At 64.1% G+C, this 24,572-nt stretch carries 26 protein-coding genes; 20 read left to right on the top strand and 6 right to left on the bottom strand.

The annotated features are described in order from the left end of the window. Nucleotides 1-44 precede the first annotated feature (44 nt). Nucleotides 45-1,307: an IS256 family transposase gene (locus ACAty_RS10775; RefSeq protein ID WP_004868469.1), complete on the bottom strand. Its 1,263-nt coding sequence runs from the start codon at nucleotides 1,305-1,307 to the stop codon at nucleotides 45-47. A 163-nt stretch (nucleotides 1,308-1,470) separates the two neighbouring features. Between ACAty_RS10775 and ACAty_RS10770 the strand changes: the two genes are divergently transcribed. From ACAty_RS10770 to cydC, 3 genes are all read left to right on the top strand, one after another. Next, a complete protein-coding gene (locus ACAty_RS10770; RefSeq protein ID WP_004868467.1) occupies nucleotides 1,471-2,586 on the top strand; it encodes an FIST signal transduction protein in 1,116 nt (371 codons plus the stop codon). Nucleotides 2,587-2,647: 61 nt separating this feature from the next. Further along, nucleotides 2,648-4,414 carry a thiol reductant ABC exporter subunit CydD gene (gene cydD, locus ACAty_RS10765; RefSeq protein ID WP_004868464.1) on the top strand — a complete coding sequence of 589 codons (1,767 nt, stop codon included), beginning with the start codon at nucleotides 2,648-2,650 and terminating at the stop codon, nucleotides 4,412-4,414. Beyond that, nucleotides 4,411-6,171: a thiol reductant ABC exporter subunit CydC gene (cydC, locus tag ACAty_RS10760; RefSeq protein WP_004868462.1), complete on the top strand. Its 1,761-nt coding sequence runs from the start codon at nucleotides 4,411-4,413 to the stop codon at nucleotides 6,169-6,171. The genes cydD and cydC overlap by 4 nt, the downstream gene beginning before the upstream one ends. On the opposite strand, the gene ACAty_RS10755 is transcribed toward cydC, so the two are convergent. Together ACAty_RS10755 and ygfZ are read right to left on the bottom strand one after the other, a co-directional pair. Further along, the gene (locus ACAty_RS10755) at nucleotides 6,158-6,502 is read right to left on the bottom strand and encodes a hypothetical protein (protein WP_004868461.1); all 345 of its coding nucleotides are present in this window, start codon (nucleotides 6,500-6,502) and stop codon (nucleotides 6,158-6,160) included. The genes cydC and ACAty_RS10755 overlap by 14 nt on opposite strands. After that, nucleotides 6,502-7,467 (bottom strand): CAF17-like 4Fe-4S cluster assembly/insertion protein YgfZ, encoded by a 966-nt coding sequence (gene ygfZ / locus ACAty_RS10750; protein ID WP_004868459.1) that lies wholly within the window; start codon nucleotides 7,465-7,467, stop codon nucleotides 6,502-6,504. Before ygfZ ends, ACAty_RS10755 begins: the two co-directional genes overlap by 1 nt. Before the next feature lie 17 nt (nucleotides 7,468-7,484). Between ygfZ and ACAty_RS15950 the strand changes: the two genes are divergently transcribed. Further along, a complete protein-coding gene (locus ACAty_RS15950) occupies nucleotides 7,485-7,979 on the top strand; it encodes a hypothetical protein (protein WP_153801835.1) in 495 nt (164 codons plus the stop codon). Here ACAty_RS15950 and nadB read toward each other — a convergent pair. Further along, complete coding sequence (gene nadB / locus ACAty_RS10745; RefSeq protein ID WP_004868457.1) at nucleotides 7,867-9,552, bottom strand: L-aspartate oxidase; 1,686 nt, start codon at nucleotides 9,550-9,552, stop codon at nucleotides 7,867-7,869. The genes ACAty_RS15950 and nadB overlap by 113 nt on opposite strands. Before the next feature lie 90 nt (nucleotides 9,553-9,642). Between nadB and rpoE the strand changes: the two genes are divergently transcribed. The 16 genes from rpoE to hslO all read left to right on the top strand — a co-directional run bounded on the left by rpoE (nucleotide 9,643) and on the right by hslO (nucleotide 23,180). Then, nucleotides 9,643-10,275 carry an RNA polymerase sigma factor RpoE gene (gene rpoE, locus ACAty_RS10740; RefSeq protein WP_004868455.1) on the top strand — a complete coding sequence of 211 codons (633 nt, stop codon included), beginning with the start codon at nucleotides 9,643-9,645 and terminating at the stop codon, nucleotides 10,273-10,275. Continuing rightward, entirely contained in the window at nucleotides 10,265-10,936 is a 672-nt protein-coding gene (locus ACAty_RS10735) for a sigma-E factor negative regulatory protein (RefSeq protein ID WP_004868453.1), read from the top strand. Before rpoE ends, ACAty_RS10735 begins: the two co-directional genes overlap by 11 nt. Before the next feature lie 138 nt (nucleotides 10,937-11,074). Continuing rightward, on the top strand, nucleotides 11,075-12,538 hold the full coding sequence (locus ACAty_RS10730) for a Do family serine endopeptidase (RefSeq protein ID WP_004868450.1): 1,464 nt from the start codon (nucleotides 11,075-11,077) through the stop codon (nucleotides 12,536-12,538). A 135-nt stretch (nucleotides 12,539-12,673) separates the two neighbouring features. Continuing rightward, nucleotides 12,674-14,476, top strand: a complete 1,803-nt coding sequence (lepA, locus tag ACAty_RS10725; protein ID WP_004868449.1) for a translation elongation factor 4 — start codon at nucleotides 12,674-12,676, stop codon at nucleotides 14,474-14,476. A 47-nt stretch (nucleotides 14,477-14,523) separates the two neighbouring features. Then, the gene (lepB, locus tag ACAty_RS10720; RefSeq protein WP_004868447.1) at nucleotides 14,524-15,318 is read left to right on the top strand and encodes a signal peptidase I; all 795 of its coding nucleotides are present in this window, start codon (nucleotides 14,524-14,526) and stop codon (nucleotides 15,316-15,318) included. A 64-nt stretch (nucleotides 15,319-15,382) separates the two neighbouring features. Continuing rightward, nucleotides 15,383-15,763 (top strand): DUF4845 domain-containing protein, encoded by a 381-nt coding sequence (locus ACAty_RS10715; RefSeq protein WP_051620813.1) that lies wholly within the window; start codon nucleotides 15,383-15,385, stop codon nucleotides 15,761-15,763. Between the two features lie 59 nt (nucleotides 15,764-15,822). Further along, nucleotides 15,823-16,521 carry a ribonuclease III gene (rnc, locus tag ACAty_RS10710; protein WP_004868443.1) on the top strand — a complete coding sequence of 233 codons (699 nt, stop codon included), beginning with the start codon at nucleotides 15,823-15,825 and terminating at the stop codon, nucleotides 16,519-16,521. Further along, nucleotides 16,511-17,413: a GTPase Era gene (gene era, locus ACAty_RS10705; RefSeq protein WP_004868440.1), complete on the top strand. Its 903-nt coding sequence runs from the start codon at nucleotides 16,511-16,513 to the stop codon at nucleotides 17,411-17,413. The genes rnc and era overlap by 11 nt, the downstream gene beginning before the upstream one ends. After that, entirely contained in the window at nucleotides 17,403-18,149 is a 747-nt protein-coding gene (gene recO / locus ACAty_RS10700; RefSeq protein WP_004868438.1) for a DNA repair protein RecO, read from the top strand. The genes era and recO overlap by 11 nt, the downstream gene beginning before the upstream one ends. Then, nucleotides 18,143-18,868 (top strand): pyridoxine 5'-phosphate synthase, encoded by a 726-nt coding sequence (pdxJ, locus tag ACAty_RS10695; protein WP_004868436.1) that lies wholly within the window; start codon nucleotides 18,143-18,145, stop codon nucleotides 18,866-18,868. Before recO ends, pdxJ begins: the two co-directional genes overlap by 7 nt. After that, the gene (acpS, locus tag ACAty_RS10690) at nucleotides 18,865-19,269 is read left to right on the top strand and encodes a holo-ACP synthase (protein WP_004868434.1); all 405 of its coding nucleotides are present in this window, start codon (nucleotides 18,865-18,867) and stop codon (nucleotides 19,267-19,269) included. Before pdxJ ends, acpS begins: the two co-directional genes overlap by 4 nt. 22 nt (nucleotides 19,270-19,291) lie before the next feature. Further along, complete coding sequence (locus ACAty_RS10685; RefSeq protein ID WP_004868432.1) at nucleotides 19,292-20,617, top strand: UDP-glucose dehydrogenase family protein; 1,326 nt, start codon at nucleotides 19,292-19,294, stop codon at nucleotides 20,615-20,617. Further along, nucleotides 20,598-21,566: a D-glycero-beta-D-manno-heptose-7-phosphate kinase gene (gene rfaE1 / locus ACAty_RS10680; protein WP_051620811.1), complete on the top strand. Its 969-nt coding sequence runs from the start codon at nucleotides 20,598-20,600 to the stop codon at nucleotides 21,564-21,566. Before ACAty_RS10685 ends, rfaE1 begins: the two co-directional genes overlap by 20 nt. Nucleotides 21,567-21,569: 3 nt before the next feature. Then, a complete protein-coding gene (locus ACAty_RS10675) occupies nucleotides 21,570-22,139 on the top strand; it encodes an ATP-binding protein (protein WP_238323798.1) in 570 nt (189 codons plus the stop codon). Then, nucleotides 22,075-22,338, top strand: a complete 264-nt coding sequence (locus ACAty_RS16515; RefSeq protein WP_226859619.1) for an adenine nucleotide alpha hydrolase family protein — start codon at nucleotides 22,075-22,077, stop codon at nucleotides 22,336-22,338. The genes ACAty_RS10675 and ACAty_RS16515 overlap by 65 nt, the downstream gene beginning before the upstream one ends. Then, nucleotides 22,335-23,180 (top strand): Hsp33 family molecular chaperone HslO, encoded by an 846-nt coding sequence (gene hslO / locus ACAty_RS10670; RefSeq protein ID WP_004868427.1) that lies wholly within the window; start codon nucleotides 22,335-22,337, stop codon nucleotides 23,178-23,180. Before ACAty_RS16515 ends, hslO begins: the two co-directional genes overlap by 4 nt. A gap of 43 nt (nucleotides 23,181-23,223) precedes the next feature. Here hslO and ACAty_RS10665 read toward each other — a convergent pair whose 3' ends face one another. Further along, nucleotides 23,224-23,754 (bottom strand): phosphate-starvation-inducible PsiE family protein, encoded by a 531-nt coding sequence (locus ACAty_RS10665; RefSeq protein WP_004868425.1) that lies wholly within the window; start codon nucleotides 23,752-23,754, stop codon nucleotides 23,224-23,226. Nucleotides 23,755-23,768: 14 nt separating this feature from the next. Further along, complete coding sequence (locus ACAty_RS10660) at nucleotides 23,769-24,515, bottom strand: DUF2249 domain-containing protein (protein ID WP_004868422.1); 747 nt, start codon at nucleotides 24,513-24,515, stop codon at nucleotides 23,769-23,771. Nucleotides 24,516-24,572: the final 57 nt, after the last annotated feature.

Here is a 24,572-nt window from a genome sequence, read left to right as displayed (position 1 = left end):
CGAGCTATGGTCAAGATTGGTGTATGAGCATTTGCTAACACGATTCAGGCGGCGTCCTGTTGAGGATCCAGCCGGGTTTCGTTGGCAGGCATCCCATCGACAAATGTCACCCCGGCAAAGAGCTCGCGCAGTCTTTCCGGATGCTGAATCCCGCGCCAGTGTCTCTCTGCCTGCTGGATGAGCTTGTAGCTCAGGCCAAGGAAAGTGGCTCGAGAGACACAGTTTTTAGTGCGGCTGCTGCGTTGCCGTACGGTGGCGAAGGTCGATTCGATGGCGTTGCTGCTGCGGATATGCCGCCAGTGCTCTGCCGGGAAGTCGAAGAAGGTCAGCAGCACGTCCCGGTCCTTCTCGAGCTTTGCGACCGCTCTGGGATATTTGGCCTGGTAGTCCCGCACGAAGGCTTGCCAGGCTTTCTCCGCAGCTTCACGGGTGTCGGCCATCCAGATCGCCTGCAGGGCGGCCTTGGCTTTCCCCTGAAGGCGCTTCGGTAGCTCGTTGAGGATGTTGGCCGTCTTGTGCACCCAACAGCGCTGATGACGGGTTTGTGGGTAAATCTCGTCCAGGGCGGCCCAGAAACCCATCGCCCCATCTCCTATGGCCAGTAGTGGCGCCTCCTGCAGCCCGCGGTCGCGCAAGTCCCGCAGGATCTCTAGCCAGGAGGCTTTGGACTCCCGTAAACCGTCGGTGACCGCCACGACCTCCTTCTTGCCCTCGGCCGTCACGCCAATAATGACCAAGAGACACATCCGGGGATCGTCCTCCGCCCGCAGCTGGGTATAGACCCCGTCGGCCCACCAATAGGCGTAGCGTTTTCCCTGTAGAGACCGGCGCTGCCATTGGGCATGCTCTTGCGCCCATTCGACTTTCAAGCGTCCCAGCACGGCCGGAGAAAGCCCCTTGGCCTCCTCGCCCAGGAGAACAGACAGCGCCTCGTGCATCCGTCCCGACGATACCCCGTGCAGGTACAACCAGGGGAGCGCTGCGGCCACGGTCCGCGACTTGCGCACGTAGGGCGGTACCAGGGAAGAACGGAAGACCACGCCCGAACCGGAGCGGTCTCGCACCTTGGGGACCTGTACAGGCACGGGGCCGACCGCTGTCAGGATCTCCCGCTCCGGCAGATATCCATTCCGCACGACGGCCCGGCGACCATCGACCATGCGTACCGCGGCATACTCCTCCAGCAGCACCTGCACCTCGCCCTCGATGGCCTGTTGGATCAGCTGGCGCGCGGACCGCCGCAATAAGCCCTCGATGTTCAGGCCCAACTCTCCCATTCCTCCGTCGAAACCAGTACTCTCTTGCATGGCGCACTCCTCATTCGTTGCGAATCGGATCCAGAAACCCTTTTCTAGCAACAGTGCGCCACCCTCCTCAAGCTAGTTGTAGACCTCCCGTACACCAGATTCGAGCATAGCTCCACTGCCGCATGGGCAGGCGCAGGAAAGGCCCGGAGGGGTAAGGAAATCGATGAAGTACGACAGCTTTCCCTATGGACATGCGGCGATGGACGACTGGTCCTCTGCACTTGCGGCGGCTCTGAGAACGATCCCGGAAGACTTTCCCGCTACTTTGGGTTTTCTGTATGTCTCCGATGGCTTCGAGGAGGACCTACCAGCCATCCTGGCAGCACTCAAGGAGCGTTTTGCCGGTGTCACCTGGGTTGGCAGCGTTGGCATCGGCATCTGCGCCACCAGCGTGGAATATCTGGACCAGAAGGCCCTGGCCCTCATGCTCACCGACCTTGCGCCGGAGGATTTTCAGGTGTTCCACGGAATGGCGCCCTACGCCACCGGCGGCTGGAAGCTGGCCGATGGCAGCGCGCCCTTTTTGGCCGTGGTGCACGGGGATCCCCACAGCAGCGATCTGACGGCCCAGGTTGCCGATCTGGCCAGTCGCACCAGCAGCGGTTTTCTGGTGGGTGGCGTCAGCAGTAGCCGCGCCAATGGCGCGCAGATCGCCGGCGAGATCGTGCACGGCGGCCTGAGCGGAGTGATGCTCTCGGAACGGGTCGCCGTGGTCACGCGCCTGACCCAGGGTTGCAGCCCCATCGGCCCCGTTCATCGGGTACAGGAGGCGCAGCGCAATATCATCGTGACCCTGGATCGTCATCCTGCATTGGAGGTGCTCTACTCCGAGGTGGGTGAGATCCTCGCCCGCGACATACGCCGCGCCGCCGGGTTCATCTTTGCGGCTTTGCCCGTCAGCGGTGACGATCGCGGAGATTATCTGGTGCGTAACCTCGTGGGAGTGGACCAGGAACATGGCCTCGTCGCCATCGGTGAGCTGGTGGAACCGGGTCAGGAGCTGATGTTTTGCAAACGCGACGCCGAGACAGCGCGCAACGATCTGGCGCGCATGCTGGCGGACATCGATGCGCTGCGGGCCGGTCGCAGGATCCGGGGCGCCCTGTATTTCTCCTGTCTGGGGCGTGGCGAAAGCCTGTTCGGGCCAGATTCGGCGGAGTTGCGGCAGATCGCGGCACGCCTCGGCCCGGTGCCTCTGGTGGGTTTTTTTGCCAACGGCGAAATCTCCCGGGATCGCATCTACGGGTATACCGGCGTGCTCACCCTTTTTCTCCACTAGTGCGGCGGTCCTTGGCCACATATTGTAGTATGGTAAGGCACGGTCGGAGATAGGAGCCCCCATGGCAAAAGCAGAACGGCTGGATCAGCGCTTGATGCGGGAGGGGCGCTCTGCGCGGGGCGTTCTCTACTTTGCCATTGGCCTTGGACTGGCCGCCGGTCTGCTCATCATTCTTCAGGCGAGCATCCTGGCGCGCGTCATCGATGCTGTGTCCTTCCAGGGTGCCGAACTTGCTGCCGTGATGCCGTGGTTGTGGGGTCTGCTTGCCCTTTTCGTTCTGCGCGCTGCCCTGTCCTGGGCGGGGGAGGTGGTGGCCTTTCACGCCAGCGCTCGGATCAAGACGGATCTGCGTGCGCAGCTGATTTCGGCCCTGCTGGCCCGAGGTCCGGTAGACCTCGGCAGCGAGCGCAGCGGCGATATCAGCAGCACCATCATCGAGGGGGTGGAAGCCCTCGAGCCCTATTTTTCCCGGTATCTGCCGCAGATGGCGCTGGTCAGCCTGGTGCCCCTGGCCATTCTCGTCTTCGTTTTTCCAGTGGACTGGATCAGCGGCCTGATCCTGCTCATTGCCGGTCCTTTGGTCCCCTTCTTCATGGTGCTGGTGGGTTATCGGGCCGAGGCCATCAACCAGCGCCAGTGGCGCAAGCTGCTGTTGATGAGCGCCCACTTTCTCGATGTGATCCAAGGACTGACCACCCTGAAGATCTTCGGCCGGGCCAAGGACGAGATCGAGATCGTCGCCCGAATCTCCGACGACTACCGGCAGACCACCATGGCCGGCTTGCGCGTGGCCTTCCTAACCTCGGCGGTGCTGGAGTTTTTTGCTAGCCTATCCATCGCCCTCGTTGCCGTCTCCCTGGGTGCCCGCTTACTGCAGGTGCACGCCTCCGTGACCTTTCTGGCGGCCTTCTTCGTTCTGCTGCTGGCGCCGGAGTTTTTCAATCCGCTGCGCGGCCTGTCCACGCATTACCATGCCCGCATGAGCGCCATCGCCGCCGCCAAACGTATTTTCGAAATCCTCGATGCGCCCAGGCCCGCCTTGCCGGAGTCCGGCGCCACCGCCCTGCACCTGTCTGGTGCCATTGGCCTGCGCCTTGCGGATCTGCATTTTCGCTATCCCGATGGCAGCGTGGCGCTCGCAGGCCTGTCCGCCCACCTGCCGGCGGGGCGCTTCACGGCCATCGTCGGTGCCAGCGGCGCGGGCAAGAGCACCCTGGCCGCCGCCATCCTCGGCTTTATCCAGCCACAGCAGGGGCAGATCACGGTGGAGGATGAGGACGGGAAGGCTGCCGCTGCACTTTCCGATATCCCGCGGGAGGCCTGGTGGCAGCACGTCGCTTGGATTCCCCAGAATCCCCGCCTTTTTCACGGCACCATCGGCGACAATCTGCGCCTCGTGCGACCCGAAGCCAGCGACGGCGAACTCCGTGAGGCGGCCAAGGCTGCCCACGCCTGGGATTTCATCCAGGCCTTGCCCGAGGGGCTTGCGACCCATATCGGTGACCTCGGGCAAGGGCTTTCCGGCGGACAGATTCAGCGTCTGGCGCTGGCCCGTGCTTTCCTGAAAGACCCGCGACTCCTCATCCTCGATGAGGCCACCGCCAATCTCGACATGGAAAGTGAGTCGCTGGTTCTGGATGCCCTGCAGCGCTTGGTCCGGGGGCGCACGGCAGTGGTCATCGCCCATCGTCTGGCGACGGCGGAGCGGGCCGACGGGATTTTGGTGGTGGAAGGCGGTCGCGTGGTGGAAGCGGGTACGCATGAGGAGCTCCTTGCCGCCGGCGGCGTCTATGCGCGGCTGGTAGCCGCTTATCGGGGGGATCAATGAGGGATCTCTGGCGTCTGCTCAAACTGTTCGCGCCCTATCGCTGGTGGATGCTGGGTGGCGCTCTGCTGGCCCTGCTGACCATGCTCTCCAACTTTGGTCTCATGACCCTGTCGGGATGGTTCCTGGCCAGTGCGGCGCTGGCTGGCCTTGGTGGCTATGCCACCCTCAATCTCTACAATTTTTTCCTGCCCGCAGCGGGGGTGCGCGGCTTTGCCACCATCCGCGTCCTGTCGCGCTGGCTGGAGCGTATCGTCACGCACGAGGCGACTTTCCGCCTCCTGGCGCAGTTGCGTACCTGGTTCTATACCCGCCTCGAGCCCCTGGCACCGGCAGGTCTGCGTGGGCTGCGCTCTGGCGACCTACTGGCGCGGCTGGTGGCCGACATCGATACCCTCAACAATTTTTATCTGCGCGTCTTTACCCCTTTCCTCGTGGCCGGTCTCGCCAGCCTGATCATGGCGGCTTTCTTTGCCCTCTACGCCTGGCAACTGGGTCTCGCGCTCCTGCTGTTCCTGTTGGTTTCTGGTCTTGGCCTGCCCGTGCTCAGCGAGCGACTGGGGGCGCGGGCAGGGGCAGAGATGACGCAGATCCAGGCCGAGATGCGCGTCCAGATCGTCGATACGCTTCAGGGTATGGGAGAACTGCTGGTGGCCAATGCCGGACCGCGCCTGCAGGGAGAGCTGGCGGAAAAGAATGCCCAGATCATCGCTCGGCAGGGGCACCTGGCGGGAGTCGCGGGAATCGGCAGCGCCGGCATGAGTTTCATGGGCAACCTGGCCCTGTGGGTGATCCTGCTCTTGGGTATTCCCTTGGTGCAGCATGGCATTGGCCGCGCCATGCTACCGATGTTTGCCCTGGGTACCATGGCCGCCTTCGAGGCCATCGTGGCTCTGCCCCTGGCCTTCCAGTTTCTGGGACAGACACGAGCAGCCGCCCGACGTATCTTCGCCGTCGCCGATCTGCCGGCACCCTTTCCCGACGTTGCTGGGCCGGCGCCGCAGCCTGCTGGACTCGACCTCGAGATGCGTGACCTGCGCCTACGCTACCCTGACGCTCAGACCGATGCTCTGCGCGGCTTGAGCCTGCGGGTACCGGAGGGAAGCCGGACGGCCATCCTCGGTGCCACTGGTGCCGGCAAGAGCAGTATCGTCAACCTGCTCCTGCGCTTCTACGATTATCAGGGGGGGTCGGCCCGTCTGGGTGGAGTGGAACTGCGCGACTTTCCCGCCGACGATCTGCGTCGCTACTTTGCCGTCGTGTCGCAACGCAGCTACCTATTCCACAGCACCATCCGCGACAACCTGTTGCTGGCCAAGGGCGACGCGGACGAGGAGGAGCTCTGGGCGGCGCTGGCGGCGGCGCAGTTGGACGAATTCGTGCGCAGCCTTCCCCAGGGGCTCGACAATATCGTCGGCGAGGGGGGGGTCAATCTGTCCGGAGGTCAGGCTCGGCGCGTGGCCATCGCCCGTGCTTTCCTCAAGGATAGTCCCATTCTGCTGCTGGATGAGCCCACGGAAGGCCTGGATGCCATCACCGAGGCGCACTTCCTTGACGCCCTCAAGGCCTTGATGAAAGGACGCACCGTCATCTACATCACCCATCGGCTGCTGGGCCTGAAGGACATGGACCAGATCCTGATCCTGGACGGTGGCCAGGTGGTGGAGGCCGGGACCTATGCCGAACTCATCGCCCGGCCCGATGGTCGTCTGCGCCACTTTGCCAGTTTTCGGACTGCGGCGGAGCTCAGTGCGACTTAGCAGGTGCGCCTCCCAGGATCTTGCCCAGTAGCTGCTCGGCTTCGGCCCGGTCCTGGGAGCATTGGGGCAGGCCAGGATTCTGGGTGCAGCGTGCGGCGCTGCCTAAAAGCTGCAGGGTCTGGCGCTGGAGGCCGGCTTCTGCGCGTCGGTGCGCCGGGCTGCTGGTGACGAGGGAAACCCCATAGCCCAGAGCCGTGGAGACGATGCTGGCGAAGAGAAAGACACTGAGCTTGCGCATAAAGCCCGGTTCCATGCCTTGCCCTTCCAGGAAGCGGTGGCCGTACCAGGCCGCCGGAAAGTAGCTCACGACGCCCACCAGGAGTCCCCACATCAGTTGGCCTCCGCTGCCTTCTGCAAGGGCAGGCTGTAGGGAAGTTCCAGCTTTTCCAGGGGGACCTGCCCCTGTGCTTCCAAACCCAGGGTGCTGTGCTCGGCGTCTTCGGCACGCACTACCGCCAGGGCCTCGAAACTGCCGTCACCCACGGCGGCCGCCTGAATCACGAGGCCGATGCTCTGCTCTCCCATGGCGGCGCTGAAGATGGCACGTCCGGGCGCGAGCGGCGCGTGGGCGCGTAGGCGATAGCACTGATTCTTGAGACGCCCCAGGTAATGGGAGCGTGCCACGATCTCTTGGCCGGGATAACAGCCTTTGGTGAAGCTGATACCACCCAGGACTTCGAGATTGAGTTCCTGGGGGATCACCTGCTCGGTGGTGGCGGCGTTGATGAAGGCAATACCGGCGCGGATGCTGCCCAGACGCCAGTCTGCCCCCGTCGCCTCGTGCGCTCCGCGAGCGCGCAGCTGCTCACCCCAGGATGCGATATCGTCACCGCTGGCAAGGATCAGAAAGGAGGGTTCGGGCCAAGGCAAGCGCACTATCCTGGCGCCGTTGCGCACACTCACCGCGTGTGGCGTGGCCGGGACATCCTCGCCGCCGGGGTTGCCCAGTACTTCTGTAGCGCCCGCGCCCCAGAGGGCCAAGAGCGCGTGCGTGGTGCCGGCGTCCTCGATGTCCACCTTGGCCATCAGACGAAACTTGCGCAGCCGTTCTGCCACCGTTTCCGTCAGATCCCGGGACAGCAGGAGCCAGAAGCCATCGTCGTCGCGGAGCAGATAGAAGTTGGCAATCATCCGGCCTTTGGCGGTGCTGTAGCTGCTCCACTGACCGCCGGGGCTGGGCAGGCTCGTCAAATCGTTGGAGAATTGCCCTTGCAGGAATTTCTCCGCGTCGGCTCCATGGCAATGGAGGATGCCCAGTTCCTCGGAAAGCGGTGCCAGGAAGGACGAATGGGTCATGGGGGTGCTCCTTGGGGATGAGTGTACGGCGGGATGATAGCGCCGCGGGGACCGTCGACCCAAGTCTAGGCTGGCTGGAGTTGGGTTCCCCTACCCAGCAGTTGGCCTTATTGGCCCTACCTTGTGTGTTGGTTGCCCTGTCGGCCACCCTGACCCTCGTTCACCACTGGCGCTGGGGCCTGCTCTGCCTCGCGTTGGTAGCCGTAGTGAGTGCGTTGCTCTGCCCCTGGCGTCGGGCGCAGGTGGAGAGCTTGCCTTGCGGCCTGTCCCTGGACTCGGCAGGAACACTCCGGCTGCACTACGCGGACGGTCGCTCCTGCGGTGTCGCCCTGCGGTCGGGCATGCTCCTTGCGCCAAGGCTCCTGGTGCTGCCCTTGCAGCGTGAGGATGGTACGAGACTCACCGTGTTGTCCCCGATGCCGCCGACGGCAGAGTCCTGGCGACGCTGGCGTCTGCATCTGCGGCGCCGATGGGACGACGCTCGGGCTGCGCCGACCCCAGGCACTGGATGAGATCCTCCGGGGGCTGGTGCGGATTGGGGTGATCGGCATCGTAGTGGCAGCCGCGCGATTCATGCCGCGCGAGGGCGCCGCGGGTCATGAGCCATGCGCACTGCAAGCGATTGCGAAAGGCGTTGTGGGTGATCTCCACGGCGATCCCGGTGGCGGCGAGGGCGTCTTCCTCAAGCCACTGGGTGAGCTGCTCCATGGCCCGCTGCAGTTCTGCCTGGCGGCGCAAGATCCCTACCTGTGTCCACATGAGGTGCTGTAGGGCCCGTCCGCGTTCGTGCGCGACGTCGGCGGGTAGCGCTGGCAGGATATCGGGTTTTGCCGGCACCACGCTGGCGGCCGCGGGCAGGGTCGCGAGGCCAGCCAGGTGGGTGGCGATGGCGCGGGCGGTGACCAGGCATTCCAGGAGGGAGTTGCTGGCCAGGCGATTGGCACCGTGCAGGCCCGTCCAGGCCGCTTCACCGGCGGCATACAGACCGGGCAGGGTGGTCTGGCCCGAGGGGTCGGTGACGATGCCTCCGCAGGTGTAGTGTGCCGCCGGCACGACCGGTACGGCTTCCCGGCAAAGATCGTAGCCGCGCTTCTGGCAATGGGCGTAGATGCCGGGAAAGTGCCGGCGGATCCGCTCGCAGTCCTGTTCGTGAATATCCAGGCAGAGGTGTTGGATACCGCGCTGGCGCATTTCCATGGCCATGGCGCGCGCCACCACGTCCCGTGGAGCCAGTTCGGCGCGCTCGTCGTACTTTTCCAGAAAGGCCTCGCCGCCCGGCAGACGCAGTCTGGCGCCCTCACCTCGCAGTGCCTCCGAGAGCAGGAACGCGGGCTGACCCGGGTCGTAGAGCGTCGTGGGATGGAACTGGATGAACTCGAGGTTGGCCAGCGCCGCTCCAGCGCGCCAGGCCATGGCTAGGCCGTCGCCGTTGGCCCCCCTGGGGCTACTGCTGTGCTGGTAGACCTGGCCGGCACCCCCGCTGGCGAGGACCACCGCGCGCGCGGTAAAGGCCTTGATCCGACCCTGGGCATCCAGGACCCAGGCGCCCAGGCAACGCTCGTCGTCCCGGATGAGATCCAGGGCCATGGTGTGCGGGAAGATCCGTATCTGGTTCTCGCGATATACCTGGGCCAGCAGGGTTCGGGTAATGGCGGCACCGGTGTGGTCGGCAACGTGCAGCACGCGCCGCGTGCCGTGGCCACCCTCCCGGGTCAGTTGCCAGCTGCCGTGTTCGCGGTCGAAGGGCACTCCCCACCCGGCAAGCTCTTCGATTACCGCGGGTCCCGCCGCAACGATCGCCTCGACCCGCTCCGGATGGCATAGACCACCACCGGCGGCAAGGGTGTCGGCAACGTGGGCGGCGATGCTGTCTCGGACGAAGTCCGTTACCGCGGCAATGCCGCCCTGGGCCCAGTCGCTGGCAGAGTCCGTTGCCTCACCCTTGCTGAGGACGGCCACCCGGCCCAGTGGCGCAAGCCCGAGCGCTGCGCGCAGTCCGGCGGCGCCGGCGCCGATGATGAGAAAATCGAAAGAGGGCATGGCTTCCTTGGCCGTGGGGCGATTGCGCGATGGCGTATTCCTCATGATACGATGCCCTGCACAAACAGGTGAAGAAGGCCGCAGGATTTGCCACCCGGCCAGCGCGGACGTGTGCAGTGCAGAAGGATAGGCCGAATGACAGAGAAGACAGGACGCGGCGAATCGGTGGGACAGGATGCCGGTGCGCAGAGCGACCTGGTCCTCGTGCGGCGGGTCCAGAAGGGCGAAAAGGCGGCCTTCGATCTCCTGGTGCGTAAATACCAGCATCGGGTGCTCGCCCTGGTCGGACGTTTTGTGCGCAACCCCGAGGAAGCCGAGGACGTAGCCCAGGAAGCTTTCGTCAAGGCCTACCGGGCGCTCAAGAACTTTCGTGGCGACAGCGCCTTTTATACCTGGCTTTATCGTATCGCCGTCAACACCGCCAAGAACCACCTGGTCGCCCAGGGTCGGCAGGTGTCCATCGCCGACGTCGAGACCGAGGATGCGGAACAATTTGCCAGTGCCGATGGACTAAGGGAGTACGATACCCCGGAAGGTCTCCTGCTGACCAAGGAGATCGCCCAGCATATCGACGCAGCGCTGACGGCCTTGCCGGAGGATCTGCGCATTGCGGTGACCCTGCGCGAGTTTGAGGGACTCAGTTACGACGAGATAGCGCAGGTGATGGAGTGTCCGGTGGGTACGGTGCGGTCGCGGATTTTTCGGGCGCGCGAAGCCATTGCCAAGGTGTTGGCGCCCTTGTTGGAGCAGAGTGATCATGAACGATGAGTCGCAGAAAGCCTTGATGGCGTTCATGGCAGGGGAGCTGCAGGGGCTGGAGGCGGAGCGCATGGCGCAACGGCTGGAGCGCGAAGCCGCCTTGGCCGAGGCTTGGGAGCGGCAGCATCGGGTGAGTTTTCTCCTTCAGCAGGGGCGCTCTGGCCAGCGGCCGGCACCAGCGGATTTTGCCGCCCGGGTGCGGGCGGCCATCGCCCTGGAGACGGAGGAAGGGGCACTGGAAAGCCGGCGCCGTCCCGCCAATGGTCCTTGGTTCAAGGCCTCGGCGGCAGCGGCGGTGGTCGTGCTGGCGGTGTCGCTCCTGAGCTTCCTGCCCGGGCGGGGACATGTCCCCACCAGTCAGATGGCGAGTTCGTCCCGTGGGGCGAGTGCCACGCAGGCAGTGGCCATGGATAACGGCGGCAAGACGGTTTTTGCCCTGCGACCAGTGCGTTTCGTGACCACGGTGGAGCCGGACAGTCGCGCCGATTTGCTCATCCAGCGCGATATCCGTCGGATCTGGGTGCCAAGCGGGCGCGCTTTCCCCAATGCCGCCCTGGGTTACGCCGGCTACGATCCGGCATCCTTCGGGGGCAGACTTCTTCCCACCCGCTATGAGCGTGGTGCCGGCATTGCCAGTCCGGACCTTTGGGCTCCCGCCGGTCAACCCTGATGGTGTTTTCGTTCTCAGTGCTTTAGAGTAGTCATCCGTAGACAAGGGGCAGGCGCGTTCGCGCCTGGCCTGCGCGGGCGCCTGGGAGGGCAGGTGTCACCGCGGTATCGATCAACCAGGAGATGTTAGGGAGGCTTTGTGCGGAGAGAGCGTTTTGCGGGCCTGAAGAGCCCGCTGGTTGCCGTTGCGGTGGTTCTGAGTCTGGGTATTGGTGCCTTGTCGCCGGTCTATGCCGATGCGGCCAATACCTCGACCTTGGTCAACCTCCCCGATTTTACTCCCATCGTCCGCCAATACGGACCGGCCGTGGTCAATATCAGCACCACGGAGACCAAGGTAGCCCGCAACGCTGGGTCGCCCTTTCCGCCCAATTCGCCCCTGAATCAGTTCTTTGCTCCCTTCTTCGGGCCCCAGGGACCTGGCGGAGGGCCTGAGGACAAATATCAGGTACAGTCCCTGGGCTCCGGCTTCATCGTCAGTCCCGATGGCTATATCGTCACCGCGGCGCATGTGGTCAAGGGCGCGCAGAAGATCATCGTCAGCCTCACCAATCACCAGCAGTACGAGGCGAAACTGGTGGGTCTGTCCACCCGCATCGATGTGGCCCTCCTGAAGATCGATGCCAAGAATCTTCCCACCGTGCAGATCGGCGACTCCAGTAAACTGGAGGTGGGTCAGTGGGTGCTGGCCGTGGGGGCGCCCTTCGGTTTCGAGAATAGCGTAACCCAGGGCGTGGTGAGTGCCACCTCCCGGCCCCTCCCCGACGACCCCTACATCCCCTTCATCCAGACGGACGTGCCCATCAATCCGGGCAATTCGGGTGGGCCGCTTTTCAACATGCGTGGCCAAGTAGTGGGTATCAACGACCAGATCTACACCAACAGTGGCGGCTACATGGGGCTGTCCTTCTCCATCCCCATCAACGTCGCCATGGATGCCGTCAAGCAGCTGAAACTGGGTCAGAAGGTGCATTTTGGCTGGCTTGGGGTGATGATCCAGGATGTGAGCATGGATCTGGCCAAATCCTTCCACATGAAGGAACCCATGGGCGCCCTGGTGTCGCAGGTGGTGCCCAACGGTCCTGCGGCCAAGGCCGGGATCAAGCCCGGGGATGTGATCGTCTCCTTTGACGGTCAGCCCGTGTACAACTCGGCGCAGCTGCCGCCCCTGGTGGGTGCCCTGCCGGCCGGCTTCAAGGCCAAGGTGGGGATCATCCGCGACGGCAAGGCCATGACCCTGCCCATCACCATCGAGAGCCTGCCCTCGGACATGAATGGCAAGGAAGAAGGTCAGGAGCCTGCCAGTCCGAGCCAGAAGGGCGACATCAAGCGCTTGAACATCAAGGTAGGCCCCCTGTCGGCCTCGGCCAGGCAGCAGTTGGACGTGAACAGCGGTGTGCTGGTTCTGGGGGTTGGGCAGGGCCCGGCGGGCCAGGCCGGTGTGCGGCCGGGGGACGTGATCCTGCAGGTGGCCCAGCAGCCCGTGACCTCGGTGGCGGACCTGCAGAAGATCGTCGCAAGCCTGCCCGCGGGGCAGCCCATCCCGGTGCTCCTGCATCGGGCCCAGGGGAACTTCTACGTCGTGCTGACTCTGCCGCGCTAAGGGCGGGGAGCAAGGTGCGGGGGGCTGGCCGGCAAGGCCCGCCCCTTTTTCTTGTTGCCGGCCCTTTTTCTGTTAGGATGTGGCGCTATTGTCGGTCCGCCGTCCTGCCCTGATTTTGGAAGCTGAATCTGGTCCATGAGCGAACAGTCCCTCATCCGTAACTTCTCCATCATCGCCCACGTGGATCACGGCAAGTCCACCCTGGCGGATCAGTTCATTCGCCTGTGCGGTGCCTTGAGCGATCGCGAAATGTCGCAGCAGGTGCTCGACAGCATGGATATCGAGCGGGAGCGGGGCATCACCATCAAGGCTCAGAGCGTACGCCTGAACTACCGGGCCGACGATGGCAAGCTCTACGCCTTCAACCTCATCGACACTCCGGGTCACGTGGACTTTTCCTACGAGGTCAGCCGCTCCCTCGCCGCCTGCGAGGGCGCGCTGCTGGTGGTGGATGCCTCTCAGGGTGTGGAGGCGCAAAGTGTGGCCAATTGCTACACGGCCATGGAGCACGATCTGGAGATCATCCCGGTGCTCAACAAGATCGATCTGCCCGCCGCAGATCCCGAGCGGGTGCGGCGGGAAATCGAGGAGATCGTCGGTCTCCCGGCCGCCGATGCCATTCTGGCCAGCGCCAAGGAGGGTATCGGTATCCGCGAAATCCTCGAGCAGGTGGTGCGGCAGATTCCGCCACCGCGGGGGGAGCGCGATGCCCCGCTGCAGGCCCTCATCATCGACTCCTGGTTCGACAATTACGTGGGTACGGTAGTACTGGTACGGGTGGTCAACGGCAGCCTGCGCGCCGGACAGAAGATTCGGACCATGGCGGGACAGAAGGACTATGTGGTGGAGAAGGTGGGAGTCTTCACGCCCAAGGCCTTGATCGTTCCGGAACTGGAGACCGGAGCGGTCGGCTTTGTCATCGCTGGAGTGCGCAGCATCGATGGCGCGCGGGTGGGGGATACGCTCACGGACGCCAGCCGGCCGGCGGCGCAGCCCTTGCCCGGCTTTCGCCAGGTGCAGCCGCAGGTCTTCACCGGTCTCTACCCGGTGGACTCCAGCGATTACGAGAGTTTTCGCGAGGCACTGCAAAAGCTGCGGCTCAACGATTCGGCGCTGCAGTTCGAACCTGAGACCTCCCAGGCCCTGGGGTTTGGTTTTCGCTGCGGCTTTCTGGGCCTGCTGCACATGGAAATCGTGCAGGAGCGCCTGGAGCGGGAGTACGGCCTGGAACTCATCAGCACGGCACCCACCGTGGTGTACGAGGTAGAGACCACCGATGGCAGTGTCCTGCACATCTCCAATCCCGCCGATCTGCCAGTGCCCAATCGCATACACGATATCCGCGAGCCCGTCATTCTTGCCAATATTCTCACGCCCGAGGCTTACCTTGGCCCGGTGATCACCCTTTGTGAGGAGCGTCGTGGGCGGCAAAAGAATCTGCAGTTCACGGGTGGTCAGGTCATGGTCAGTTACGAGTTGCCCCTGAACGAGGTCGTCCTGGATTTTTTTGACCGTCTCAAATCCGTTAGCCGTGGCTATGCTTCCATGGACTATGAGTTCGCCCGCTTCGAAAGTGGCCCCCTGGTCAAGATGGACGTCCTCATCAATGGCGAAAAGCTGGACGCCCTCTCCTGGATCGTCCACCGCGACTTTGCCGAGCGCCGTGGGCGTGAGTTGGTGGGCAGGCTCAAGGAACTCATTCCCCGGCAGATGTTCGAAGTGGCCATACAGGCGGCCATAGGCGCCAAGATCATCGCCCGCGAAACGGTCAAGGCGCTGCGCAAGAACGTCTTGGCCAAATGCTACGGCGGCGACATCACCCGCAAACGCAAGCTTTTGGAAAAACAGAAAGAAGGCAAGAAACGGATGAAACAGGTGGGGCACGTGGAGATCCCGCAGGAGGCTTTCTTGGCCATCCTTCAGAGCGATAAACGTTGAGCGCCCATCGGTCCTTGCGGATTGGGCATGAGGAAAGAGGATAAGGCATGGATTTTACGCTGGGTTTGTTTCTGGCTGTGGTGCTCACCGGACTCGTCTGGCTGTTGGATATCGTATTCTTCCGCGCCCGTCGCGCACCGAACACGAAAGAGTCGGTGGTGGTGGAATACGCCCGCAGCTTCTTTCCCGTGCTGCTCGTGGTGTTTTTGATCCGTGCCTTTCTCTTCGAGCCCTTTCAGGTGCCCTCGGGTTCGATGATCCCCACCATCCGGGTGGGCGATTTTCTGCTCGTCAACAAGTTTGCCTATGGTCTACGCTTACCGCTGATCCACACGGAACTGACCCACGGCGGGCCGGTGCAAGCCGGCGACATCATGGTATTCCGTTATCCCAAAAATCCGCGCATCGATTACATCAAGCGCGTCATTGGCCTGCCCGGTGATACCATCGAGGTCAAAGGCAACGATCTGTATATCAATGGCAAGCTCGTGCCGCAGAAATACATCGGCCCCTTTGCCTACCGTCCCGAAGGGCAGGGCGATCGCGGCATGGTCATTCCCACCAAGGAATATGCCCAGACCATCGGCGGCCACACCTTCCACATCATCGAATTCGATACGCCAGAAGCGCATATGGATTTCGGTCCCTACAAGGTACCGCCCAATTGCTATTTCATGATGGGGGATGACCGCGACAACAGTAACGATAGCCGCTTCTGGGGCTGCGTACCGCGTGCCAACATCGTCGGCAAGGCCATGTTCGTCTGGTTTTCCTGGGACAGTGAAAACTGGTCCATACGCTGGAATCAGATCGGGCGGGCCCTGGACGGTCCGCACAACTGAGCGGCCCGCTTGCAAAGTGCCGGTATTGACCTAATTGGCATCTCGGGGCTGCAAAGAGGACGGTATGAAGAGAGGGTACGGTAAGCAGGTGATCGTGTCGCGCGAGGGCGGGATGTCCCTCATCGGGGTCATTTTCTGGATCGTGATCCTGGCCATGGTCGTCGCGCTGATCGTCAAGGTCATGCCCGTCTACTACGAGAATTTGTCTCTCCAGCATATCGTCCAGCAACAGGTGCAGGCGACCACGCCCGAGGAATCCCTGGATCGAGTTCGGCGCGACCTCAACGATCGCCTGGCCGTGGCCATGATCGAAATCCCACAGCAGGATATCTTCATCAGCCGCAACGGTAGCTCCGGACCGGTGCAGATCCGGGTCGACTATGAGCGTGAAGTGCCGCTTTTTGCCAATGTGAGCCTGCTCATTCACTTCGATACCCGAGCTTGAGGTCCTGGCCGGGGGATAGACCACTCTCGCTGGCGCACATTTCGGTTTATAATCTTTTCATGAAATCATTGGAACGATTGCAACAGGCCATCGGTTATGTGTTTCAGGACGAGGTACTCCTGCGCCAGGCCCTCACCCACCGCAGCGCCGGCGCCCAGCACAACGAACGTCTGGAGTTTCTGGGCGATGCGGCCCTGAATTTTGTGGTGGCGGCGGAGCTCTACGCCCGTTTCCCCAAGGTCAGTGAGGGCAACCTGTCGCGCATGCGGGCGCGTTTGGTGCGGGAGGAGACCCTGGCCCAGGTGGCGGGCGAGATCGCGCTGGCCGATTCCCTCATTCTCGGACCGGGGGAGCTGCGTTCCGGGGGCGCGCGGCGCGACTCCATCCGCGCCGATGCCTTGGAGGCGATCATCGGTGCGGCCTACCTGGACGGAGGCTTTGCCGCCGCCCAGGGGATCGTGCGTCAGCTCATCGTCCCCCTGATGACCGAGGCCTTGGGCGACGAGGAACTGCGCGACCCCAAGACGCGGCTGCAAGAATTTCTTCAGGGTCAGGGTAAGCCCTTGCCGAGCTACAGTCTGGTGGAAGAAAAAGGCCAGGCGCACGAACGCCGCTTTGTCGCGCGGTGCAGCGTTCAGGGGGTGCCCGCCACCGACGCCGAGGCCGGCAGCCGCCGCAAGGCTGAACAACAGGCCGCGCAGCAGATGCTGGAGCAATTGCAGAAGTCGCCCGCAGGTCAGCAGCGGCATGCCGGCTGACGACACCGTCGCGCGCTGTGGCGCGGTAGCCCTGGTGGGCCGTCCCAATGTCGGCAAATCGACCCTCCTCAATCACCTCATCGGCCAGAAAATCAGTATCACCGCGCCGCGGCCACAGACGACCCGGGATCAGATACTGGGAGTCTGGACGCGCGGACAGGCGCAGATACTTTTTCTCGATACGCCTGGAGTGCACCGCGGTTATCGACGGCTCAACCGCCACCTGCTGCGTGCCACCCGTGCGGCGCTGGACGGTGCCGATCTGGGAATTCTGGTGGTGGAGGCACTGCTGTGGACGGCGGCCGATGCCGAGGCCTTGCGCTGGCTGGAGCAGCGCTCCATCCCACTGCTTGCGGTGGTGAACAAGGTAGATCGGGTGCGCGGCAAGGCCCGCCTGCTCCCCTATCTGGCAGAGCTCGGCCGGCGTGCCCCATTCCTCGAAATCCTGCCCCTCAGCGCCCGCCGTGCCCAGGATGCAGAGCGGCTTGCCGGACGTATCCTGCCGCACCTGCCGCCGGGACCGCCGCGCTTTGCCGCCGATACGCTGACGGATCGTCCCCTGCGTTTTCTTGCGGCGGAGTTTGTCCGGGAGCAGATCTTTCGGCAACTGGGCGCCGAAGTTCCCTACGATACCGCCGTCGCCATCGAACGCTACACCGTCACCGAGGACGATCGCCACGAGATCGAGGCGACCATCTACTGCCGTCGCCCGGGACAGAAGGCCATCCTCGTCGGTGAGGGCGGTCAGCGTCTCAAGCAGATCGGCAGCCGCGCGCGCCAGGCCATCGAGGAGTTGACGGGCAGTCGGGTGTGGCTGGGTCTCTGGGTCAAGGAAAAGGAGGACTGGGACGACGATCGCAGCCTGCTCCATGAGCTGGGTTATGGAGACTGAGGGCGAAGACCACGCTTTTGTCCTGCATCGTTACCCCTTTTCCGACAGCAGCCTGGTGCTGGAGGTAATCACCGCTGGTCACGGGCGTCTGGGTCTCTTGGCGCGCGGCGCGCGCAGACCGCGTTCGGCCCTGGGCGGTCTCGAAGCTGGGCGCCCCTTTGTGCTGCGCTGGCGTGGCCGGGGCGAACTACCGACCCTGGTGAGTGCCGACGAAGTGGCTCCGGCGCGCCTGCCCGGTCCCTGGCAGGGGCTCTGCCTTTTTTACGTCAACGAACTGGTGCTGCGACTCACGGTACGCAACGACCCCGTACCGGAACTTTTCGCGGCCTATGCCGAGGTGCTGGAGGACCTGTGGGCGGGTGCGCGGGCGACCTGGCATTTGCGCCGCTTCGAGCAACGACTGCTTCGGGCGCTGGGCTGGGCGGCGGACCTGCCGTACTGTACCGTCTGCGGCACGGCCTGGAAGCTAGGCTCGGATGCCTGGAGCCAAGGCCCTGGGGCGGCCCCGCGCTGTCCGCTCCACGCCGAGCCTGGGGGTCTGATCCTTACGGATGCCATGATCCAGTGGTTGAGCGGCAGCATGATACAAGCGCCAGTATCCTCCATTCAGGACCCCCTGCGGCGCTATCTGCGGGCCCAGATCGACGAGCTCCTGGACGGACGCCCACTGGAGAGTCGTCGGCTCCTTGCGGCATACTTACGGCGGCAAAAGGATTCGGGGAGACAAACATGGTAGCGCTGGGCGTCAATATCGACCACGTGGCAACGCTGAGGCAGGCGCGCGGCACGATCTATCCCGATCCCCTGGAGGCCGCTTTTGTAGCGGAACGTTTCGGTGCCGACGCCATCACCGCCCATCTGCGCGAGGATCGGCGGCACATGCAAGAGCGCGACATCCGCCTGTTGCGCCAGTGCCTGCGCACCCGTCTCAATCTGGAGATGGCCGTCAGCGAGGATATCCTCGGCCTTGCCGAGGAGCTGCAGCCCAGCGATTGTTGTCTGGTACCGGAGCGGCGTGCCGAGTTGACCACGGAGGGCGGGCTGGACGTCTGTCAGGGCCGCGAACGCATCGGCCTTGCCTGTGCGCGTCTGGCGGCGGTCGGCGTGCGGGTGTCGCTTTTCGTCGATCCCGAGCGGCGCCAGCTAGAGGCGGCGGCGGAAGTGGGTGCGCCGGTGGTGGAGTTGCACACGGGCCCCTATGCCAATGCGTGCACGCGTGCCCAGCAGCGCGACGAGCTGGCCAAGCTCCGCGAAGCGGCACAGCATGCGGCGGGACTGGGTCTGCGGGTGCATGCCGGGCACGGTCTGGATTATCCCAATGTGCAAGCGGTGGCGGCCATTCCCGAGGTCCGGGAGCTCAACATCGGTCACGCCATCGTTGCCCACGCGCTCTTCGTTGGCCTTGGGCCGGCGGTGGCCGAAATGAAGCGGCTCCTGCGCGAGGCCCGCGGGTGATCGTCGGCCTCGGCTGTGACCTCATCGCGGTGGCCCGCATGGCGGCACTCCACGAGCGCTACGGTGAGCGTCTGCAGCAGCGACTGCTGGCGGCGACGGAACTTGGCGAGCTACCGCCGGGGCCGGGCGTCGCCGCTTTCCTGGCCCGTCGCTTTGCCGCCAAGGAGGCAGCGCTCAAGGCCCTGGGTACGGGTTTGCGGGCGGGGATCCGCTGGGTCGATCTGAAGGTCGTGCACGACTCCCTCGGCCGGCCCGAACTGCAGTTTGCCGGGGCTGCCCAACAGCGCCTGCGCGCGTTGGCCAGACGTCCCGGGGTCTGGCTCAGCATCAGCGACGAACGGGCCTACGCCCTGGCCACGGTCGTCATTGAAGATCGGGATCCGCCTCGGGAGGGGGTTTAGCCATGGTGAGGGAGGAGGATAGATGCGCGTGACGGTGATTGGCACGGGCTATGTTGGCCTGGTGACCGGCGCTTGCCTGGCACAGGTGGGCAATCGGGTCCTGTGCATCGATGTGGATGCCCAGAAAGTGGCGCATCTGCAGCAGGGTCAGGTACCGATCCATGAGCCGGACCTGCCGGAGATCGTTGCCGAGGGACTGCGCGGCGGACGTCTCGCCTTCAGCACCGACATCGCAGCGGGTGTGGCCCACGGTGAGTTCCTCTTCATTGCCGTCGGCACGCCGCCCGAGGAAGACGGTTCGGCGGATCTGCGGCACGTGTTGGCCGTAGCCGACGCCATTGGCCAGCACCTCTCGGACAAACGCATCGTCATCAACAAGTCCACGGTGCCCGTGGGGACCGCGGCGCTGGTCCGAGAGCGCATCCACGCGCGTTTGCGCGAGCGCGGTCTGGAGCTTTCCATACCGGTGGTGTCCAACCCGGAGTTTCTCAAGGAAGGAGCTGCCGTGGCCGACTTCATGAAGCCGGACCGGATCATCGTCGGCACGGACGATCCCGAAGTCGCCGAGCGCATGCGCAGCCTGTATGCGCCCTTCAATCGCAACCACAACCGTCTGATTCTGATGGACGCACCTTCGGCAGAGCTGACCAAATACGCGGCCAATGTCATGCTCGCCACCAAGATCTCCCTCATGAACGAGCTTGCGGGTCTGGCGGAGCGTCTGGGGGCGGATATCGAGGCGGTACGCATCGGCATCGGGGCCGACCCACGCATCGGCTACGACTTCATTTATCCCGGCTGCGGTTATGGCGGATCCTGTTTCCCCAAGGACGTGCGGGCCCTGGAGCATACCGCCCGGAATGTGGGTTTTGCCGTACCCCTCATCGCTGCCGTCGAGACCGTCAACAACCGCCAAAAACGGATTCTGGAGCAAAAACTCCAGGAGGCGCTGGGCAAGGATGCCCTTGCGGGGGCACGCATCGCTATCTGGGGTCTCGCTTTCAAACCCAATACGGACGACATGCGCGAGGCTCCCAGTCGCGTCTTGATGGAGGGGCTCTGGGCTCGAGGGGCGCAGGTCCGTGCCTACGATCCGGCGGCCATGGCCGAGGCGCGGCGGCTCTACGGTGAGCGCGCCGATTTGACCCTCTGTGCCGATCCGTACGAAGCCTGCGATGAGGCCGACGCGCTGGTCATCTGCACGGAGTGGCAAATCTTCCGTAGCCCCGATTTTGCCGATATCCGGCGCCGGCTGCGGCGACCCATCATCGTCGACGGGCGCAACCTCTACGATCCCAATAGCCTGCGCCGCGAGGGGTTCAGCTATCATGCCATTGGTCGCCCCTGATCCGCTCTCCCTGGACGGTTTCGCGCCCCGCCCCGTGGCGGTGGTGGGCGACGTCATGCTCGACCGCTACTGGTTTGGCAAGGTCGAGCGCATTTCCCCCGAGGCTCCGGTACCCGTGGTCCAGGTGCATAGGGAGGAGGCCCGACCGGGCGGGGCTGCCAACGTGGCGGTCAACGTCGGTGCACTGGGGGCCGTGGCGCGCCTGCTGGCCGCCGTGGGCGAAGATGAAGCGGCCCAGCGTCTGGCCGAGCTCCTGCACCGGGCGGGTGTGGAAACCGATCTGCTGCGTGACCCGGCACTCACCACCACCGTCAAGCTCCGGGTCATCGGCCACCAGCAGCAGCTTTTGCGTATGGATTTCGAGAACAGGCTGGTCACCCATGCTGCCACCGCGTTGCTCGCACGCGCCGACGCACTGCTGGAGGGCTGCGGAGCCCTGCTGCTCTCGGATTACGGCAAGGGCAGTCTGGCGCCGGTGGGTGACTGGATCCGACGGGGGCGCAGTCGGGGACTGCCGGTGCTGGTGGATCCCAAGGGACGGGACTATGCGCCCTACCGTGGGGCTACCCTGTTGACACCCAACCGGTCGGAGTTCATGGCCGTGGTGGGACCGTGGCAGGACGAGCAGGATTTCCTGGCGCGCGGCGAGCAGCTGCGGCGCAGCCTTGACCTGGACGCGCTTTTGGTAACCCGTGGCGAAGAGGGGATGACCCTGTTTACCGCTGCCGGCCCCACCCACCACCCCGCCCGGGCGCGGGAGGTCTTTGACGTCACCGGTGCTGGCGACACGGTCATCGCGACATTGGCCACGGCCCTGGCCGCTGGCTGGCCCTTGGAGCCGGCTGTGGACCTTGCCAATCGCGCCGCCGGAATCGTCGTCGGCAAGCTCGGTGCGGCAACGGTGTCGGTGGATGAACTGCGTGCCGCCTGCGCGGCAAGGCTGGAGTGACTCGTGTCTACGGTTACGCAGCACCGGCTGCCCGTACCCAAACTGCTGGCCCGGCGCGTGGGCAGAGCGCTGGCGGACTTCACTATGATCCGCCCAGGGGATCGCATCTTGCTGGCCCTCTCCGGCGGTAAGGACTCCTGGAGCCTCTTGGAGTTGCTGCGCGAGTGGCAGGCCCACAGCCCCATCCCCTTCGCTCTGGGTGTGGCCACCGTCGACCCCATGAGTCCCGAGTACGATCCGGCACCGCTTCGAGCCGCCGTGGAGGCCCGGGGCTTGCCCTATTATCTGGAACGGCAGGACATCTACGGACGGGCACAGCAACATCTGGGGCGTCCTTCCTACTGCAGCTTCTGCGCGCGGATGCGTCGCGGGGTGCTGTATGCCTGCGCGCGGCGCGAGGGCTACAACGTCCTGGCTCTTGGCCAGCATTTGGACGACCTCGCGGAGAGTTTTTTTCATGTCCTTGTTCTACAACGGAGAGCTGCGCACGATGAAGGTGCACTATCGGGTGCGGGAAGGGGATCTGCGGGTCATTCGTCCCCTGGCTTACTGCCGCGAGCGCCAGACCCGTGACTTCGCCGAGGCCACGGGACTGCCCGTCATCCCGGAAAACTGTCCTGCCTGCTTCGCGCACCCCACCGAGCGCGCTTACGTCAAGACCCTGCTGGCGCAGCAGGAGGCTCGCGATCCTCGCCTCTTTCGCCAGTTGCGGCGAGCCATGTTGCCCCTCATGGCGCGCGGGCTCCCGCAGCTCGATGAGGGGTGGACATGACGGATTTCGTCCAGGGCTTTTACTGGGAGACCTTGCCCCTGCGCGGCGCGCGTTGTCGCCTGGATGGCATCCTGGCGGAGCTGCGGCGGCGCTTCACGCCGCCCGATGCGCTGTTGAAACTCATGGGCGAGGCCGTCGTCGGTCTGGTGCTGCTGTCGAGCACGCAAAAGCAGTATGAGCGCCTGACCCTGCAGGCGCAGAGTTCCGGTGATCTGCGCCTGCTCGTCGCCGATATGTTTCAGGGAGGTGGGCTGCGTGCCTACGCCCACTGGCTGGGAGGAGATGGGCGCGTGGACCTCGTTGATCTCCCCGACGCGCTTCTGGCCGTGACCGTCGATCCCGGCCTCGACCGCGATCGCTACCAGGGACTCATTCGCCTGCGCCGCAGTCTGACGGCCTCTCTGGAGGCCTACTTCGGCGAGTCGGTACAGTCACCGGCCTACTTCCGGATCGTGGTGGATGTCGAAGCGGGTATGGCTGGCGGCTATTTTCTGCAGCGTCTACCGGGCATCCTGAGTGCCGAGGAGTGGCGGGTTGCCACCGGCTTTTTGGCCGTAGGCAGCGACCGGTCCCTCCTCTTGGCTCAGCCAGAGCAGTTTCTCCCGGAGATATTTCCGGGGGTGGGATTACGCCTGCAAAGGCAGCAGGATCTGCATTTTCAATGTTCCTGCTCGTTGGAGCGTGTCGAGAACATGCTGCTGGCCCTGGGTGAGGCGGAGGTGATGGCGACCTTGGAACAAGAGGGAGCCATCCTCGTCACCTGCGAGTACTGCCAGCAGATCTACCGTCTGGGCGAAGCAGAGGTGGCGGCGCTGTTTGGCCAGGAAAAGGCTCGCCACTAGGGGATCGTCCCCGGATCGGGTCGGCGTCCACCGCGCGAGATCGCTATTGGTGTGGGCCGATGTATCGCTTGTCTTCGGCCTGCGCATAGGCGCGCCGCAGATGTAGATCGTCGCGGCGATCGATCAGGTAGTAGACTATGCCGAGGACCAGAGTCGCCAGGGCGTAAGCAAGGATTTTCTGGGTGGATACCTCGGAATTCTCGATGAGGATGAACTGGCGCGATATGGCCAGGATGGCAATGAGCACGACGGTTTTCACCTTCACCACCTGCCCTCGTCGCATCACCGAGTGAAATATGGTGTGGTTGAATTCCATGGCGATGAGTAGACCCATGGCGCTGCCGAACAAGGACGTAATCTGCCTTTCTACCTGGTCCTGATGGTAATTCATCAAGATTTTCAGCAGGTGATCCAGGACCGACCACAGGGACAATAAAATGACGACGGTGAGAATCACCGAGAGCGCCAGCGCGACGATTTGCTCGAGGCGCTCGTAGGTACTGAGGACCGCCCAATCGCGGATGATGTTGCCAAGGCGAGAGGGGCGGGTGCTTTTAGCGTCGAGGTTGGCCAAGGCCGCGCCTGCCCTCAGTCCGGAAAGACACGCCGTACCTGCTCGTCCTCGCTGCCCGCCAAGAGCTCCCGGGTGCGCGCCAGAAACTCGCGGGCGCGGACGCGGTCGCTGTTGTCGGCGGCCTGCCAGATGGGAAACAGGGTGTTCTCCTCGCGATTCTCGTGCTTGGCCAGGGAACCCGAGAGCACCGCACAGATGGCCGGTAGCATGGCGTAATCCTGCTCTGCGAAGGTCTCCTGTACCAGGCGCGACTGATCGATGATGCTGTCGTGCTCGTACAGCATATCCGCCAGCGGACCCTGCTCCGAACCACCGCCTAGTACCGGACCCAGCACGTGGTTCTCCATGTGCACGTGGCGGCGCAAACCGATCCAGTAATCCTGGAAGATCTTTTCGGCCTCCTCGACGCGATTGGCATTGGCAGCGGCCAGGACATCGGCAAACTGACGATCGAGGCGGTAGTGATCCCAGGTGAGCAGGTCGACGACGTCGCGGGCCTCCGCCTCGAAGCGGGGGCGTATCTCGGCAGTCCAGTCGCGATCCTCGCCCTCCGCTTGCCAGGAGATCCCGTCCCGTAGCTGGAAAGCCGTGGCTTTGAGCAGAGCGCGCGGGTCACGGTCGCTGCGCAGGCGGATACGCTGGCCGATACCCAGGGTCTGGGCGGCGGTGAAGAGTTGCGGCCCGGCCACACTGTCGGGTACGCCGCGGATGTCGATCTCGGTGACGGTGAGGAGTGCAGAATGCTCAAGGACGTCGGTCACGATACCATCTCCTGTCCGTGTAATTAGACCGAGTATAACGAGCCCCGGGCCTGTGGG

The organism is Acidithiobacillus caldus ATCC 51756, from assembly GCF_000175575.2.
Classification (GTDB): domain Bacteria; phylum Pseudomonadota; class Gammaproteobacteria; order Acidithiobacillales; family Acidithiobacillaceae; genus Acidithiobacillus_A; species Acidithiobacillus_A caldus.
Note: the sequence above shows the minus strand (reverse complement) of the source record. Positions and strands in the feature narration are given on the sequence as shown.

Excerpts from the sequence above, each read along its gene's own strand:
- pdxJ (WP_004868436.1), top strand. The coding sequence starts at position 18,143 with ATGGTAGCGCTGGGCGTCAATATCGACCACGTGGCAACGCTGAGGCAG.
- ACAty_RS10735 (WP_004868453.1), top strand. The coding sequence starts at position 10,265 with ATGAACGATGAGTCGCAGAAAGCCTTGATGGCGTTCATGGCAGGGGAG.
- hslO (WP_004868427.1), top strand. The coding sequence starts at position 22,335 with ATGACGGATTTCGTCCAGGGCTTTTACTGGGAGACCTTGCCCCTGCGC.
- ACAty_RS10715 (WP_051620813.1), top strand. The coding sequence starts at position 15,383 with ATGAAGAGAGGGTACGGTAAGCAGGTGATCGTGTCGCGCGAGGGCGGG.
- ACAty_RS10755 (WP_004868461.1), bottom strand. The coding sequence starts at position 6,502 with ATGTGGGGACTCCTGGTGGGCGTCGTGAGCTACTTTCCGGCGGCCTGG.
- nadB (WP_004868457.1), bottom strand. The coding sequence starts at position 9,552 with ATGAGGAATACGCCATCGCGCAATCGCCCCACGGCCAAGGAAGCCATG.
- lepB (WP_004868447.1), top strand. The coding sequence starts at position 14,524 with ATGGATTTTACGCTGGGTTTGTTTCTGGCTGTGGTGCTCACCGGACTC.
- cydD (WP_004868464.1), top strand. The coding sequence starts at position 2,648 with ATGGCAAAAGCAGAACGGCTGGATCAGCGCTTGATGCGGGAGGGGCGC.
- era (WP_004868440.1), top strand. The coding sequence starts at position 16,511 with ATGCCGGCTGACGACACCGTCGCGCGCTGTGGCGCGGTAGCCCTGGTG.
- ygfZ (WP_004868459.1), bottom strand. The coding sequence starts at position 7,467 with ATGACCCATTCGTCCTTCCTGGCACCGCTTTCCGAGGAACTGGGCATC.
- ACAty_RS15950 (WP_153801835.1), top strand. The coding sequence starts at position 7,485 with ATGAGTGTACGGCGGGATGATAGCGCCGCGGGGACCGTCGACCCAAGT.
- recO (WP_004868438.1), top strand. The coding sequence starts at position 17,403 with ATGGAGACTGAGGGCGAAGACCACGCTTTTGTCCTGCATCGTTACCCC.
- cydC (WP_004868462.1), top strand. The coding sequence starts at position 4,411 with ATGAGGGATCTCTGGCGTCTGCTCAAACTGTTCGCGCCCTATCGCTGG.
- ACAty_RS10685 (WP_004868432.1), top strand. The coding sequence starts at position 19,292 with ATGCGCGTGACGGTGATTGGCACGGGCTATGTTGGCCTGGTGACCGGC.
- ACAty_RS10775 (WP_004868469.1), bottom strand. The coding sequence starts at position 1,307 with ATGCAAGAGAGTACTGGTTTCGACGGAGGAATGGGAGAGTTGGGCCTG.
- lepA (WP_004868449.1), top strand. The coding sequence starts at position 12,674 with ATGAGCGAACAGTCCCTCATCCGTAACTTCTCCATCATCGCCCACGTG.
- rpoE (WP_004868455.1), top strand. The coding sequence starts at position 9,643 with ATGACAGAGAAGACAGGACGCGGCGAATCGGTGGGACAGGATGCCGGT.
- rfaE1 (WP_051620811.1), top strand. The coding sequence starts at position 20,598 with ATGCCATTGGTCGCCCCTGATCCGCTCTCCCTGGACGGTTTCGCGCCC.
- ACAty_RS10770 (WP_004868467.1), top strand. The coding sequence starts at position 1,471 with ATGAAGTACGACAGCTTTCCCTATGGACATGCGGCGATGGACGACTGG.
- rnc (WP_004868443.1), top strand. The coding sequence starts at position 15,823 with ATGAAATCATTGGAACGATTGCAACAGGCCATCGGTTATGTGTTTCAG.